Raw genomic sequence first — 14,290 nt, forward strand, 5'->3', positions numbered from 1 at the left:
TAAGCACGCCGCCAGCGTTCGTCCTGAGCCAGGATCAAACTCTCCGTTGAAAACAACACCCCCAACCAACCCAAAAGTCAGCTGAGGAAAAAGAGATGCCTGACAGACGACACTGACAAAAATTGTCAGAATCATTGTCAAAGAAACCATCAACCATGACCTCAACCCCGAAAGGCATCAGACACAGAAGACGGGGCATAACAAACTAATTCGTCGACTATGACACACTGTTGAGTTCTCAAACATCAGACGCACACCGAAGCAGACCCTTGTGAGGGCCGCCGCCGGGGCAACCTGCAAAAACTTACCGGTTCCGATCCACCCCGTCAACTCGGGGGCCGATCCTCACCGCGGCCGGGCGTGCAAGAACTCCGTCCAGTTGGCCTTGCGGCCCGAGGGGGAGTCGCTCACCGCGACGAACAGAACGTTAACAGGGTGGTGCTCAGGACCCCAAATCGGCTCGTCGGTCGCGCTTGAGGGGCGCCGCCGGGCGGTAGGCGGAGACGCTCCGCTCCCCCGTGATCCAGAACCTCCAGGGCCGGTCCGGGGCCCCGCGTAGCCCCACGCGAGGGCCGGTCGAGACGTCGTCGACCCGGTCCCCGAGCGTCAGCGTGAGCGGCCCGGACCGTAGATCGGTCCCGTTGTCGGAGAGCTGGACGTCGAGCGCCCGGCACAGGCGCGCGGGTCCGCGCGCCAGGTCGCGGTCGCTGGCCCCGGCACGGCGGGAGCGGGCCAGGTCGAGCCCGTCGACCACCTCTCCGGCACGGATCAGCACGGCGCTGGGCGTGCCGACGGGTCCGCACACGACGTTGCAGCACACGTGCATGCCGTAGGTGAAGTAGCAGTAGAGGTGACCGGCGGGGCCGAACATCACCGCGTTGCGCTTGGTGCGACCGCGGTAGGAGTGCGAGCCCGGGTCGTTGGCGCCGTCGTACGCCTCGACCTCGGTGATGCGGACGGCTACATCGCCATGGCGCAGCACGGCACCGAGGAGACGTGGTGCCTCCTCGAGCACCGGGCCCGAGAGGTCAAGCAAGTCGGGCCCGGTGGGCGTCGACGACGGCGGTGAGCTCGCCGAGCTGCTCGCGGACCCGGACCGGGGCGGTGCCGCCACGGCCGACGCGGGACGACACGGAGCCCTCCACGGTGAGCACGTCGCGCACCGCTGGCGTGAGCGCCGGCGAGATCTCGGCGAACTGCTCGTCGGTCAGCTGGTCGAGCTCGATGCCGAGCTCCTCGCACCGGCGTACGCAGGCACCAGCGACCTCGTGGGCGACCCGGAACGGGACGCCCTCGCGCACCAGCCACTCGGCGACGTCGGTGGCGAGCGAGAAGCCCTGCGGGGCGAGCTCGGCCAGCCGCGCGGTGTCGAAGGTGAGCGTGGCGACCATCCCGGTGAACGCCGGCAGCAGGACCTCGAGGGTGTCGACGGAGTCGAAGACCGGCTCCTTGTCCTCCTGGAGGTCGCGGTTGTAGGCGAGCGGGAGCGCCTTGAACGTGGCCAGGAGGCCCGAGAGGTTGCCGATCAGTCGGCCGGACTTGCCGCGGGCCAGCTCGGCGATGTCGGGGTTCTTCTTCTGCGGCATGATGCTCGAGCCCGTCGACCAGGAGTCGTGCAGCGTCACGAAGCCGAACTCGCGGGTCGACCAGAGGATGACCTCCTCCGCGATCCGGCTGACGTCGACGCCGATCTGCGCGGTGACGTAGGCGAACTCGGCGACGAAGTCGCGGGCGGCGGTGCCGTCGATCGAGTTCGCCGTCGAGCCGGCGAACCCGAGCTCCGCGGCGACGCCCTCGGGGTCGAGGCCGAGGCTGGAGCCGGCGAGGGCGCCGGAGCCGTACGGCGAGTCCGCGGCCACCCGGGCGTCCCAGTCGCGCAGCCGGTCGACGTCGCGCAGGAGCGGCCAGGCGTGGGCCAGCAGGTGGTGTGAGAGCAGCACCGGCTGGGCGTGCTGGAGGTGGGTGCGCCCGGGCATCACCACGTCGAGGTGGTCGCGCGCCTGCGTGCTGAGCGCGTCGACGAGGTCGAGGACCTGCTCGGCGATCTCGGCGGCGTGGTCGCGGAGGAACACCTTGAACAGCGTGGCGATCTGGTCGTTGCGGCTGCGGCCGGCCCGGATCCGGCCGCCCACGTCGGCGCCGACCTCGTCGACCAGCAGCCGCTCCAGGGCGCCGTGGACGTCCTCGTCGGACGGGTCGGGCAGGAGCTCGCCGGCGGCGTACCGCTCCCCCAGGACGTCGAGCCCGCGCAGCAGCTCGGCGTGGTCCTCGTCGGTCAGCAGACCGGCGTGGTGCAGCGCGTTGGCGTGCGCGCGCGAGCCCGCCAGGTCGTACGGCGTGAGCCGCCAGTCGAAGTGGGTCGAGCGCGAGAGCGCGTCGAGCTCGGGCGACGGTCCGCCCGCGAAGCGGCCGCCCCAGAGCTTGCCGGTGTTGGTGGTGCTCATGCTGTTCCTCTCACCGCGGCGACCGCGCGCCGCATCACGTCAGGCAGGTCGTCCTGGGCAGCGGTCCCGTCCACCTCCAGGTCCTCAGGGAACCACCACGACGCGGCCAGCACGTTGCCGACCTCCTCGGGCTCGAGGTGCTCGAAGCTGACCTCGACATCGCGCTCCAGCGCCATGGCGAAGAAGTTGGTCTGGCTCACGTAGTCGACACCCGCGAAGGAGAACTCGTGGATGCCGGTCCCGATCGGTCCGATCAGGCGCTCGGTCGTCACGACGAGACCGATCTCCTCGCGCATCTCGCGCACCGCCGCCTCGGGGAGCGTCTCGCCCGGGTCGACGGCGCCGCCGACGGTGCCCCACCAGGTCACGCCCGGGCGTGCCGGGTCCTGCTCCTGGAGCAGGAGGACGGCGCCGTCCGCGCTGACCGGGAGCACCCGTGCGGTGGTCCGTGGGATGCGCATCAGTCGGTGCCGAACTCCATCGCGGCGTAGTCGAGCGCCTCGTCCTCGCCGGCCTCCTGCTCCGCCTTCGGGTTGCGGGCGATGCGGTCGGCTCCCCCGGCCTCGATCTCGCCGAAGAGCGTGCCGTTCTCGACGAGCACCTGGCCCTGGTCGAGCGGCTGCGCGGCGTACAGCTCGAGCTTGGCGCGCGAGTCGGCGATGTCGAGGTTGCGCATGGTGAGCTGGCCGATCCGGTCGTTGGGACCGAAGGCGGCGTTGTCGGTGCGCTCCATCGACAGCTTGTCGGGGTGGTAGGAGAAGTTGGCGCCGTCGGTGCGCAGGACCGTGTAGTCCTCGCCCCTGCGCAGCCGCAGCGTCACCTCGCCGGTGACGAGCGAGGCGATCCAGCGCTGAATGGACTCGCGGATCATCAGCGCCTGCGGGTCGAGCCAGCGACCCTCGTAGAGCAGCCGGCCGAGCTGGCGGCCCTGCGCGTGGTAGTTGGCGATGGTGTCCTCGTTGTGGATCGCGTTGAGGAGCCGCTCGTACGACGTCCAGAGCAGCGCCATCGCCGGCGCCTCGTAGATGCCGCGGGACTTGGCCTCGATGATCCGGTTCTCGATCTGGTCGGACATGCCGAGGCCGTGCCGGCCGCCGATCACGTTGGCCTCGTGGACCAGAGCGACCGGGTCGTCGTACCGGATGCCGTTGATCGCGACCGGACGACCGGCCTCGAAGCGGATCGTGACGTCCTCGGTGTCGATGACGACGCTCGGGTCCCAGAACTTCACGCCCATGATCGGCTCGACGGTCTCGAGCGAGACATCGAGGTGCTCGAGGGTCTTGGCCTCGTGGGTGGCACCCCAGATGTTGGCGTCGGTCGAGTACGCCTTCTCCTGGCTGTCGCGGTAGGGCAGGTCGTGGTCGACGAGCCACTGGCTCATCTCGTGGCGGCCGCCGAGCTCGGTCACGAAGTCGGCGTCGAGCCAGGGCTTGTAGATGCGCAGGTCGGGGTTGGCCAGCAGGCCGTAGCGGTAGAAGCGCTCGATGTCGTTGCCCTTGAACGTCGAGCCGTCGCCCCAGATGTCGACGCCGTCCTCGTGCATGGCGCGGACCAGCATGGTGCCGGTGACCGCGCGCCCGAGCGGCGTGGTGTTGAAGTAGATCCGCGCGCCGGAGCGGATGTGGAAGGCGCCGCACGCGATCGCGGCCAGGCCCTCCTCGACCAGCGGGAGGCGGCAGTCGACCGCGCGGGCGATCTCCGCGCCGTACTGGACGGCCCGGTCGGGTACGCCGCTGATGTCGGGCTCGTCGTACTGCCCGATGTCGGCGGTGTAGGTGCACGGGATGGCGCCCTTGGCGCGCATCCAGGCCACGGCGACCGAGGTGTCGAGCCCTCCCGAGAACGCGATGCCGACGCGTTCGCCGACGGGGAGGGAGGTCAGGACCTTGCTCACGGAGTGTCTTCCTTCTGGTGGTGGGTGTCGGCGAGGGCCAGGAACCGGCGGGCGAGGTCGTCGCCTCCGCTGGGGTCGCGGCCGATCACGAGCACGGTGTCGTCGCCGGCGATGGTGCCGAGGATGTCGGGGAACTCTGCCTTGTCGAAGGCGGAGGCCAGGAACTGGGCGGCGCCGGGAGGGGTGCGCAGCACGACCAGGTTGGCGCTGGCGTCGGCGCTGACGAGCAGCTCGCCGCACAGCCGGGCCAGCCGGGCCGCCGCGGCGGCGGTCTCCCCCGGCGCCGCGGGTCGTCGGTCGCCACCCTCGGCGGGCACGGCGTAGACGAGCGCGCCGGTCGCCGTACGCACCTTGACGGCGTCGAGCTCGACCAGGTCGCGCGAGAGCGTGGCCTGGGTGACCCGCAGCCCGCTCTCGGCGAGCAGGTCGGCGAGGTCGCTCTGGGAGCGGACCTCGTGCTGGGTGACGATCTCGACGATGCGCTGGTGCCGGGCGTTCTTGGTGGTCGGGCGGAGGGCGGTGTTCATCGGACCTCCTCGGCCAGGAAGCTGATGATCGCCTTCTGGGCGTGACGGCGGTTCTCCGCCTCGTCCCAGACGACGCTCTGCGGCCCGTCGAGCACCTCGGCGTCGATCTCCTTGCCGCGGTAGGCCGGCAGGCAGTGCATCGCGATGGCGTCGGGCTTCGCACGCTCGAACAGGCTCACGGTCAGCGAGTACGGCGCGAAGACCTCCGCGCGGGCCGCCGCCTCGTCCTCCTTGCCCATCGAGATCCAGGTGTCGGTGACGACGACGTCCGCTCCGGTGACGGCGGCGACGGGGTCGGCCTCGAGCACCGCGGAGCCGCCTGTGGTCGCGGCGATGGCCGCCGCCCGCTCGACCATGGCTGCCTCGGGGGCGTAGCCGTCGGGCGAGCTCACCCGGATGTGCATGCCGGCGGTGGCACCGGCGAGCAGCCAGGAGTTGCCCATGTTGCAGGCGCCGTCGCCGACGAAGGCCACGGTCAGCCCGGCGAGCTGCTGCTTGTGCTCCTGGATCGTGAGCAGGTCGGCGAGCAGCTGGCACGGGTGGAAGTCGTCGGTGAGCGCGTTGACCACCGGGACCCCGGAGTGCTCGGCCATCTCCTCGAGGTTGCCCTGCGCGTAGGTCCGCCAGACGATCATCGAGGCCTGACGGCCCAGGACGCGGGCGACGTCGTGCACCGACTCGCGGACCCCGATGCCGGCGAGCGCGCCGTCGACGAGCATCGGGAAACCGCCGAGCTCGGCGATGCCCGCGGCGAACGACGACTGCGTGCGCAGCGTCTGCTTGTCGAAGATCATGGCCACCGTGCGCGGGCCGGCGAGCGGCTTGGCGTCGTACGGCGCGTGCTTGAGCTCAGCTGCGAGCGCGAGCACCTGGGCCTGCTCGGCAGGGGTGAGGTCGTCGTCGGCGAGGAAGTGCCTGATCCGGGGGGCACTCATGACTCCGCTCCCATCGCCTCGTCGAGGATGCCCGGCCAGGCCGCGAGGAACGCGTTGACGTCGTCCTCGGCGAGCACGAGCGGTGGCGCGAGCCGGATCCGCCTCGGGGTCGGGTTGTTGACGATGAAGCCGGCCCGCTGGGCGGCCGCGGCGACGTCGGCGGACGCGTCGGCGGACAGGTCGAGCCCGACGAACAGCCCAGCGCCGCGGACCTCGGTGACCCGCGGGTCGGCGGCCAGGCCGTCGCGGAGCTTGTGCCCGAGGACGGTCACGTGCTCGAGCAGGTCCTCGTCCTCGATGGTCCGGATGACGGCGAGCGCCGCCGCGCAGGCGACGGGGTTGCCGCCGAAGGTGGTGCCGTGGTTGCCCGGCTCGAGGAGGGTGCCGGCGTCGCCGAGGCCGATGCAGGCGCCGATCGGGAAGCCGCCGCCGAGTCCCTTGGCGACCGTGACGATGTCGGGGCGTACGGCGGGGTCGTGCGCGAACCACTCGCCGGTGCGGCCCATGCCCGACTGGATCTCGTCGAGCCACAGGAGCGCGCCGTGCTCGTCGGCGACCGCACGGGCGGCGGCGAGGTAGCCGTCGGGGGGCACGACGACGCCCGCCTCGCCCTGGATCGGCTCGAGCAGGATCGCGGCGGTCGCGCCGGAGACGGCGGCGGCGAGCGCGGCTGCATCGCCGTACGGGACGAACGTGACGTCGCCCGGAAGCGGCTCGAACGGGGCGCGGTAGGCCTCCTTGGAGGTCAGCGCCAGCGCGCCCATCGTGCGGCCGTGGAAGCTGCCCTCCGCGACCACGACCTGGGTGCGGCCGGTGCGGCGGGTCAGCTTGAACGCCGCCTCGTTGGCCTCGGTGCCGGAGTTGGTGAAGAAGACCTTGCCCTCCCCCGGCGCCTTGCCCAGCAGCGCCAGCAGCTTCTCGGCCAGCTCGACCTGGGGGCCGCTCGTGAAGAAGTTGGAGATGTGCCCGAGCGTGCCGAGCTGGCCGGTGACCGCCTCGATGAGCGCAGGGTGGGCATGGCCGAGCGCGTTGACCGCGATGCCGCCGAGGAGGTCGACGTACTCGTTGCCGCCGACGTCCCAGACGTGGGCGCCCTCGCCGCGGGCGAGGACCAGCTTGGGGGGCCCGAAGGTGTTCATCAGGCTCGCGGTGTACCGCTCTGCGTAGGAATCAGTCACTGGGAGTCCCTCGCCTTCCTGGTCTTGGTCTCGACGCCGGGCAGCACCTGGGTGCCGACGCCCTCGTTGGTGAACAGCTCGAGGAGCACGGCGTGCGGCTCGCGGCCGTCCACGACGGTGGCGCGCGGTACGCCGTTCTGCACGGCCAGCAGGCAGGCGCCCATCTTCGGCACCATGCCGCTGGCGAGCGCCGGGATGATCTCGGCGAGTGCCTCGGGGCTGATCTCGCCGATGACGTCGTCGGAGTTGGGCCAGTCGAGGTAGAGACCCTCGACGTCGGTGAGCACGAGCAGCTTCTCGGCCCTCAGCGCGACCGCGAGCGAGGCGGCCGCCGAGTCGGCGTTGACGTTGTGGATCACGCCGTTGACGTCGGGCGCGACGCTGGAGACGACCGGGATGCGACCGGCCTCGATCAGGTCGAGCACCGACTCCGGGCGGACCCGGGCGACCTCGCCGACGAGGCCGAGGTCGACCTCCTCGCCGTCGACGATGGTGCTCGCCGGCTCAGCAGTGAAGAGGCCGGCGTCCTCGCCGGAGCAGCCGACGGCGAGCGGGCCGTGCTCGTTGATGAGCCCGACCAGCTCGCGCTGGACCTGCCCGACGAGGACCATGCGGACGACGTCCATCGCCTCGGGCGTGGTCACGCGGAGACCGCCGCGGAACTCGGACTCGATGCCGAGCCGGTCGAGCATGGTCGAGATCTGGGGGCCGCCGCCGTGGACGACCACGGGCTTGAAGCCGGCGAACCGCAGGAAGGCGATGTCCTCGGCGAACGCGCGCTTCAGGGTGTCGTCGGTCATGGCGTTGCCGCCGTACTTCACCACCACGATCTTGCCGTGGTAGCGCTTCAGCCACGGCAGCGCGGCCGCGAGCGTGCGGGCCTTGGCCTGGTCGGGCTTGCTGATGTCGAACTGGCCGGAGGTGGAGTCGTTCATGACGAGTACGCGCTGTTCTCGTGGACGTAGGCGTGGGTGAGGTCGTTGGTCCAGACGGTCGCCCGCTCGGACCCGGCCTTCAGGTCGATGGTCACGCTCACCTCGCGGGGCTTCAGGTCGACGGTCTCCGGGTCGGCGTGCGGCGTCGACTGCTTGCACACCCACACGCCGTTCATGGCGACGTCGAGGTCGGCGGGGTCGAACGCGGCCCGCGTCGTGCCGATGCTGGCGAGCACGCGGCCCCAGTTGGGGTCGTTGCCGAACACCGCGGCCTTGAAGAGGTTGGACCGCGCGACGCTGCGCCCGACCTCCACCGCCTCGTCCTCGGTCGCGGCGTTGAGCACGGTGATCGCGATCTCGTGGTCGGCGCCCTCCGCGTCGCGGAGCAGCTGCATCGCGAGGTCGGTGCAGGCCTGGGTGAGGGCGTCGGTGAAGTCGGGCAGTGCCGGGGTGATGCCGCTGGCGCCGCTGGCGAGCACGGTGACGGTGTCGTTGGTGGACATGCACCCGTCGGAGTCGAGCCGGTCGAAGCTGACGCGGGTGGCGGCACGTAGCGCGGTGTCGAGGTCGGCGGCGGGGACCACGGCGTCGGTGGTCAGCACGACCAGCATCGTGGCCAGCTGGGGCGCGAGCATGCCGGCACCCTTGGCCATGCCGCCGATCGACCAGCCGGCGCCCTCGACGACGACCTGCTTGCTCACCGAGTCGGTCGTCATGATCGCCTCGGCCGCCTGCTGGCCGCCGTCGCTCGCGAGGGCGTCGTACGCCGCGGACGCGCCGGCGAGCACCTGCTCGCGGTCGTTGGTGAGGCCGATCAGGCCGGTCGAGCAGACCACCACGTCGAGCGCACCGATGCCGAGCCTGTCGGCGACCGTCTCCGCGACGGCGTGGGTGGTCTGGAAGCCCTCGGGGCCGGTGTAGCAGTTGGCGCCGCCGGAGTTGAGGAAGACCGCCCGGACGACGCCGTCCTTGACGACCTCCTGGCTCCAGAGGACAGGGTTGGCCTTGCAGCGGTTGGCGGTGAAGACGCTGGCGGAGTCGAAGGTCGGGCCGTCGTTGACAACGAGCGCGATGTCCTTGGCTCCGGTGGACTTGAGGCCGGCGGCGACGCCGGCGGCCCGGAAGCCTGCGGGATGGGTGATCGTCACGGTGCGATTCCTACGGTGGTGAGGCCCAGGCCTTCGTCGAGGCCGAGCGCGAGGTTCATGCATTGCACGGCAGCGCCGGCGGTGCCCTTGGCCAGGTTGTCCACGGCACCGACGGCGACGAGTCGTCGCGCGTCCTCGTCGACGGTGACCTGCAGGTGCACCGCGTTGGACCCGGTCACCGACTTGGTCTGCGGCCACTGACCCTGCGGGAGCAGGTGGACGAACGGCTCGTCGGCGTACGCCTTGGCGTAGACGTCGTAGGCCTCGTCGGCGCTGACGTCGGACGTCAACCGGGCCGAGCAGGTCGCGAGGATGCCGCGCGCCATCGGCACGAGGAGCGGGGTGAAGCTGACGGCGACGGTGCCGTCGGTCAGCTTCGACAGGTTCTGGGTGATCTCGGGCGTGTGGCGGTGGACCCCGCCGACGCCGTACGCACTGGCGTTGCCCATGGTCTCGCTGCCGAGCAGGTGCGGCTTGGCGGCCTTGCCGGCGCCGCTGGTGCCGGAGGCGGCGACCACGGTGACGTCGGGCTCGACGATGCCGGCGGCGACCGCCGGCGCGAGCGTCAGGCTGGAGATCGTCGGGTAGCAGCCGGGCACGGCGACCCGGGTCGCGCCCCGGAGCAGGTCGCGCTGGCCGGGGAGCTCGGGCAGGCCGTAGGGCCAGGTGCCGGCGTGCTGGCCGCCGTAGAACTTCTCCCACGCGGCGGCGTCGGCGAGCCGGAAGTCGGCGCCGCAGTCGATGACCACGGTCCCCTCGCCGAGCTGGGCGGCGACCCCACCGGACTGGCCGTGCGGCAGGGCCAGGAACACCACGTCGTGCCCGGATAGCGTCTCGATCGTGGTCTCCTCGAGCACCCGGTCGGCCAGCGGCACCAGGTGCGGCTGCAGGGCACCGAGCGGCTGGCCGGCGTTGGATGCGCCGGTGAGCGCGCCGATCTCCACGTCCGGGTGACCGAGCAGGAGGCGGAGCAGCTCACCCCCGGCGTACCCGCTGGCTCCGGCGACGGCGACGGTCTTCCTGGTCATGTGCATGACTATACACATGACTGCATCTTCATTTGCGACGGGGTGGTAACTCGGATGCGCCCCCTCGGTGCACGTCGCTACGTTGCCCATCATGGCGAGACTTGAGTTCCCTGACTACCTGCGGCACATCGAGGACGAGTCCGCGCGGTTGCGCGCGGTGCTGGCCGACTGCGACCCCGAGGCGCGGGTGCCCGGCTGTCCGAACTGGACGGCGGCGGACCTGCTCGCTCACCACGGCGGCGTCCTCGACTTCTGGGCGACGATCATCGAGCGGAGACCGGTGGGACCGGACGACCTCGAGGAGCCGAGCCCACCGGCGTCGTACGCCGAGCGGCTCGCCCTCCACGAGGCCAACGCGGCTCGGCTGGTCGCGGCGCTCGGGGCGGCCGATCCTGCGGAGCCCGCCTGGACCTGGTCCACCGAGCAGACGGTCGGCTTCACCTTCCGGCGCCAGGCGCACGAGGCGCTGATCCACCGCCTGGACGCGGAGCAGACCGCCGGTCAGGTGACGCCCCTCGACCCGGCGCTGGCGGCGGACGGAGTCGACGAGTGCCTCGATGTCATGTTCGGGGGCGCGCCGTCGTGGGGCGAGTTCGCGCCGCTCCCCCACTTCGTCCGGGTCGACGTCACCGACCGCGACGAGTCGTCGTGGGTGCAGATCGGGCGGTTCACCGGCACGGACCCCGACGGCGAGCACCACGACCTCGAGGACATCCGCGTGGTCGCGGCGCCCGGCACCGAGGCCGATGCCGTGGTCAGCGGGCCGGGTCCGGCACTCGATGCCTGGCTGTGGCGCCGAGGGGACGACAGCGACGTGCAGGTGAGCGGCGACCGGGGCGTCTACGACCGCTTCCGACTGGCCGTCAACCACCCGATCAACTGACACCGGGTTTCCCCAGGAGGGGTTCGGGTTACGGTCACACGTAGTGCGATCGTCCGAAGCAGACCCCTCACTCTCGGCTTGGAAGTGCTCCCCGATGTCCGCACCCTCTCGATTCCGGTCCCCGGTCGCCCTCGCAGCCCTGGTGGTCGGCGTGCTCGTCACGACTCTCCTCACGGCTCCCGACGGACCCGCCAACGCCTCCTCCCGGGCGACGCAGAGCAACCCCACCGGACGTGCGGCCGGCAGCCCGAGCAACGGGAGCGGCTACCTCGAGGTCGGCCTGTCGACCACCACCGACGGACAGATCCTGATCACCTGGAAGCGCCCCGGGCCGCTGTCACGGCTAAGGAGCTACGACGTCCAGGTGGGGGTGAACTACCGGCTGACGACCAAGGTGCGGCACTACAAGGTGTCCCGCAAGCGGCAGTCGATCGTCGTCCCGCCGGCGTTCAGCGCCACGCGCTACTCCGGCAACTTCTCCTTCGTGCGGCTCGTCGTGCACCGCAGCAACGGCACCCGCGGCACCAGACCTGCCAAGTGGATCCAGACCCCGCTGGGCGCGGGGTGCCCGAGCGGGAGCGACCGCGCGACCATCGGCACCTTCAACGTGGAGACCTGGGGCGCGGACGTGCGCCACGGCAGCAGGACGCGGTTCAACTGGAGCAAGCGCGGCCCGCGGGTGGTGCGCACCATCCTGCGCAGCGGCGCTCATGCCGTCGCGATCCAGGAGGCGACCGGAAGGGCCGGCGGCGGCCACGGCAAGCGGCGGCAGAGCCCCTGGATCCTCGCCCACCTCAACGCCGACGACCCCGACCCTGCCGCCCACTGGGTGGATGCGCTGCCCGAGGACGCCTACCGGGGCGAGGGGCACATCGGCACCCGGGTCTTCTTCGACGCGAACAAGTACGACAAGCTCGCGTCCGGCTTCGACCGGATCCGCGACCCGCACGCGCCGACGGCGTACGCGCCCTGGGTGCGCCTGATGGGCGCCGGCGGGTCCACGTCGCCGTTCATCCTGGTCAGCACCCACCTCGCGAACACCGACACCCGGCGGGCGTTCAACGCCCGCAACCGCGAGATCAAGCAGGTCATCGCCCTCACGCAGAGGCTGCGGGACACGTACGGCGGCCAGGTCGTCCTGGCGGGCGACTTCAACTCGACCGTCGACATCAAGCCCTACAACGGGGTGCAGACGGCGCTCCTGCGAGCCGGCTTCTACGACGCGTTCGCCTCGGCCAAGATCGTCCACTCGGACTTCGCGACGACCAACAGCCTGAAGTTCCCGGTCCGTCGCTCGCCGCACCGGCGCGACTACATCATGACCGTCGGCGGGACGCCGGGCTCGTGCCGCTACGTCAACTACGCGTACCGGAAGGCGTCGCAGGTGGCGTCCGACCACTTCATGCAGGCGGCGACGGTCCCGGTGTCCGCGGGCTGAAACCCGTGAAACCGCGGTGAAGGCAGCACGAAACCGGCACCGCGCATGCTCAGGGCATGACACACGTTCCTGACACCGACCTGGCCGTCGCGGCCTCCGGGCTCGTCAAGACCTTCGACGACTTCCGAGCGGTCGACGGCATCGACCTCGAGGTCCGTCGCGGCGAGGTCTTCGGCGTGCTCGGCCCCAACGGCGCGGGCAAGACCACCACCCTCAAGATGCTCGCCACCCTGCTGCCGCTGGACGGCGGCGAGGCCAGCATCTTCGGCGTCGACGTACGCCGCAACCCCCACATGATCCGGCAGCTCGTCGGCGTCACCGGGCAGTACGCCTCGGTCGACGAGAACCTCACCGGCTCGGAGAACCTCTGGCTCTTCGGCCGGCTGCAGGGCCTGTCCTCCGCCAGGTCGAAGGCCGTCGCCCACGACCTGCTCGAGCGCTTCGGCCTGACCGAGGCCCGCAACAAGCAGATCAAGACCTTCTCCGGCGGCATGCGCCGCCGGCTCGACCTGGCGGCGAGCCTGATCTCCCAGCCCCCGCTGATCTTCCTGGACGAGCCGACCACCGGCCTCGACCCGCGCACCCGCGGCCAGATGTGGGAGACCATCCGTGAGCTGATCCGGGAGGGCAGCACCGTGCTGCTGACGACGCAGTACCTCGACGAGGCCGACCAGCTCGCCGACCGGATCGCGGTCATCGACCGCGGCATCAAGGTCGCCGAGGGCACGCCGGACGAGCTCAAGACGTCGGTCGGCAGCTCGACGCTCCAGCTGCGGATGTCCGACCCGGCCGAGACCTCAGGCGCTGCCGACGTCGTACGACGCGTCCTCGGCGAGGAGCCGGTGCTCACCCCGGAGGCCGGCGGCATGAACGCCGCGCTCACCGACGCAAACCAGGCTGCCGACGTGCTGATCGCGCTGCGCCAGTCCGGGCTGTCGATCGCGTCCGCCACCGTCCAGAAGCCCACCCTCGACGAGGTGTTCATGGCCATCACCGGCCACAGCGCCGAGGACGAGAGCCACGAACCCCAGATGGAGGCTGCTAGATGAGCACCACCCTCCTCGCCGAGCACGAGACGACCGAGATCCTCGACCGGGTCATCGTCACCCGCCCGTCGCTCCGCGACACCCTCGACCAGAGCCTCGCGATGGCCTGGCGTGCCCTGAAGAAGATGCGCCGCAACCCGGAGCAGTGGTTCGACGTCACGCTCCAGCCGCTGCTCTTCACGGCGATGTTCGCCTACATCTTCGGCGGCGCGATCACGGGCAGCGTGCAGGACTACCTGCCGCTCCTCATCACCGGCATCCTGGCCCAGACGGCCCTCACGGCCAGCATGGCCACCGGCATCCAGCTCCGGGAGGACATGGACAAGGGGGTCTTCGACCGGTTCAAGTCGCTGCCGATCGCCCGGATCGCCCCGCTCGTCGGGCCGGCGCTCGCCGACCTGGTCCGCTACGGCACGGCCGCGACCCTCACCATCCTGACCGGGCTGCTCATGGGCTACCGCCCCGGCGGCGGCGTCCTCGGGGTGCTGGGCGGCTGGCTGCTCACGGTGGTCGCCGGCTGGTCGCTCGCCTGGATCTTCACCTACCTCGGCACCCGCGCCCGCAGCGCCCAGGCGGTGCAAGGGATCTCGATGATGATCATGTTCCCGTTGACCTTCCTGTCCAACGCGTTCGTGCCGACCAGCACGCTGCCGGGATGGCTCGAGGCGTTCGTCAAGGTCAACCCGGTGTCGCTGGTCATCTCCGCGGTCCGCGACCTGATGAACGACGGTGCGGTCACCGCCAACGTCGGCTGGGCGCTGCTCGGCTGCGGGATCGTGGTCGCGATCTTCCTGCCGCTCTCCGTCAGGTCCTACTCCCGCAAGATGTGAT

The 14,290-nt window shown here is 70.9% G+C and carries 14 protein-coding genes; 4 read left to right on the top strand and 10 right to left on the bottom strand.

Going from position 1 to position 14,290, the window contains the following annotated elements:
* Positions 1 to 442 precede the first annotated feature (442 nt).
* The 10 genes from ABEA34_RS17825 to argC are packed head-to-tail and all read right to left on the bottom strand — an operon-like array spanning position 443 to position 10,098.
* Complete coding sequence (locus ABEA34_RS17825; RefSeq protein ID WP_345522819.1) at positions 443 to 1,036, bottom strand: DNA-3-methyladenine glycosylase; 594 nt, start codon at positions 1,034 to 1,036, stop codon at positions 443 to 445.
* Complete coding sequence (argH, locus tag ABEA34_RS17830) at positions 1,029 to 2,444, bottom strand: argininosuccinate lyase (protein ID WP_345522820.1); 1,416 nt, start codon at positions 2,442 to 2,444, stop codon at positions 1,029 to 1,031. Before argH ends, ABEA34_RS17825 begins: the two co-directional genes overlap by 8 nt.
* Positions 2,441 to 2,905 (bottom strand): NUDIX hydrolase, encoded by a 465-nt coding sequence (locus ABEA34_RS17835; RefSeq protein WP_345522821.1) that lies wholly within the window; start codon positions 2,903 to 2,905, stop codon positions 2,441 to 2,443. Before ABEA34_RS17835 ends, argH begins: the two co-directional genes overlap by 4 nt.
* The gene (gene argG, locus ABEA34_RS17840; protein ID WP_345522822.1) at positions 2,905 to 4,341 is read right to left on the bottom strand and encodes an argininosuccinate synthase; all 1,437 of its coding nucleotides are present in this window, start codon (positions 4,339 to 4,341) and stop codon (positions 2,905 to 2,907) included. Before argG ends, ABEA34_RS17835 begins: the two co-directional genes overlap by 1 nt.
* Positions 4,338 to 4,868 (bottom strand): arginine repressor, encoded by a 531-nt coding sequence (locus ABEA34_RS17845; RefSeq protein WP_345522823.1) that lies wholly within the window; start codon positions 4,866 to 4,868, stop codon positions 4,338 to 4,340. Before ABEA34_RS17845 ends, argG begins: the two co-directional genes overlap by 4 nt.
* A complete protein-coding gene (gene argF, locus ABEA34_RS17850) occupies positions 4,865 to 5,803 on the bottom strand; it encodes an ornithine carbamoyltransferase (protein ID WP_345522824.1) in 939 nt (312 codons plus the stop codon). The genes ABEA34_RS17845 and argF overlap by 4 nt, the downstream gene beginning before the upstream one ends.
* Positions 5,800 to 6,981 carry an acetylornithine transaminase gene (locus ABEA34_RS17855; protein ID WP_345522826.1) on the bottom strand — a complete coding sequence of 394 codons (1,182 nt, stop codon included), beginning with the start codon at positions 6,979 to 6,981 and terminating at the stop codon, positions 5,800 to 5,802. Before ABEA34_RS17855 ends, argF begins: the two co-directional genes overlap by 4 nt.
* A complete protein-coding gene (gene argB / locus ABEA34_RS17860) occupies positions 6,978 to 7,916 on the bottom strand; it encodes an acetylglutamate kinase (RefSeq protein ID WP_345522827.1) in 939 nt (312 codons plus the stop codon). The genes ABEA34_RS17855 and argB overlap by 4 nt, the downstream gene beginning before the upstream one ends.
* Complete coding sequence (argJ, locus tag ABEA34_RS17865; protein ID WP_345522828.1) at positions 7,913 to 9,064, bottom strand: bifunctional glutamate N-acetyltransferase/amino-acid acetyltransferase ArgJ; 1,152 nt, start codon at positions 9,062 to 9,064, stop codon at positions 7,913 to 7,915. Before argJ ends, argB begins: the two co-directional genes overlap by 4 nt.
* Positions 9,061 to 10,098 carry an N-acetyl-gamma-glutamyl-phosphate reductase gene (gene argC / locus ABEA34_RS17870; RefSeq protein WP_425576889.1) on the bottom strand — a complete coding sequence of 346 codons (1,038 nt, stop codon included), beginning with the start codon at positions 10,096 to 10,098 and terminating at the stop codon, positions 9,061 to 9,063. The genes argJ and argC overlap by 4 nt, the downstream gene beginning before the upstream one ends.
* A gap of 85 nt (positions 10,099 to 10,183) precedes the next feature.
* Here argC and ABEA34_RS17875 point away from each other — a divergent pair, with 85 nt between their 5' ends.
* From ABEA34_RS17875 to ABEA34_RS17890, 4 genes are all read left to right on the top strand, one after another.
* The gene (locus ABEA34_RS17875) at positions 10,184 to 10,975 is read left to right on the top strand and encodes a maleylpyruvate isomerase family mycothiol-dependent enzyme (protein ID WP_345522830.1); all 792 of its coding nucleotides are present in this window, start codon (positions 10,184 to 10,186) and stop codon (positions 10,973 to 10,975) included.
* Positions 10,976 to 11,069: 94 nt separating this feature from the next.
* The gene (locus ABEA34_RS17880; protein WP_345522831.1) at positions 11,070 to 12,413 is read left to right on the top strand and encodes an exonuclease/endonuclease/phosphatase family protein; all 1,344 of its coding nucleotides are present in this window, start codon (positions 11,070 to 11,072) and stop codon (positions 12,411 to 12,413) included.
* A 56-nt stretch (positions 12,414 to 12,469) separates the two neighbouring features.
* Positions 12,470 to 13,462, top strand: coding sequence for an ATP-binding cassette domain-containing protein (locus tag ABEA34_RS17885; RefSeq protein WP_345522832.1), 993 nt, complete (start codon positions 12,470 to 12,472; stop codon positions 13,460 to 13,462).
* Entirely contained in the window at positions 13,459 to 14,289 is an 831-nt protein-coding gene (locus ABEA34_RS17890; RefSeq protein WP_345522833.1) for an ABC transporter permease, read from the top strand. Before ABEA34_RS17885 ends, ABEA34_RS17890 begins: the two co-directional genes overlap by 4 nt.
* Position 14,290 lies beyond the last annotated feature (1 nt).

Origin of the sequence: Nocardioides conyzicola, from assembly GCF_039543825.1 — a bacterium.
GTDB lineage: Bacteria > Actinomycetota > Actinomycetes > Propionibacteriales > Nocardioidaceae > Nocardioides > Nocardioides conyzicola.

Coding starts and splice junctions, on each gene's coding strand:
- argH (WP_345522820.1), bottom strand. CDS start 2,444: ATGAGCACCACCAACACCGGCAAGCTCTGGGGCGGCCGCTTCGCGGGC.
- ABEA34_RS17835 (WP_345522821.1), bottom strand. CDS start 2,905: ATGCGCATCCCACGGACCACCGCACGGGTGCTCCCGGTCAGCGCGGAC.
- ABEA34_RS17845 (WP_345522823.1), bottom strand. CDS start 4,868: ATGAACACCGCCCTCCGCCCGACCACCAAGAACGCCCGGCACCAGCGC.
- argF (WP_345522824.1), bottom strand. CDS start 5,803: ATGAGTGCCCCCCGGATCAGGCACTTCCTCGCCGACGACGACCTCACC.
- argB (WP_345522827.1), bottom strand. CDS start 7,916: ATGAACGACTCCACCTCCGGCCAGTTCGACATCAGCAAGCCCGACCAG.
- argC (WP_425576889.1), bottom strand. CDS start 10,098: ATGCACATGACCAGGAAGACCGTCGCCGTCGCCGGAGCCAGCGGGTAC.
- ABEA34_RS17875 (WP_345522830.1), top strand. CDS start 10,184: ATGGCGAGACTTGAGTTCCCTGACTACCTGCGGCACATCGAGGACGAG.
- ABEA34_RS17880 (WP_345522831.1), top strand. CDS start 11,070: ATGTCCGCACCCTCTCGATTCCGGTCCCCGGTCGCCCTCGCAGCCCTG.
- ABEA34_RS17885 (WP_345522832.1), top strand. CDS start 12,470: ATGACACACGTTCCTGACACCGACCTGGCCGTCGCGGCCTCCGGGCTC.
- ABEA34_RS17890 (WP_345522833.1), top strand. CDS start 13,459: ATGAGCACCACCCTCCTCGCCGAGCACGAGACGACCGAGATCCTCGAC.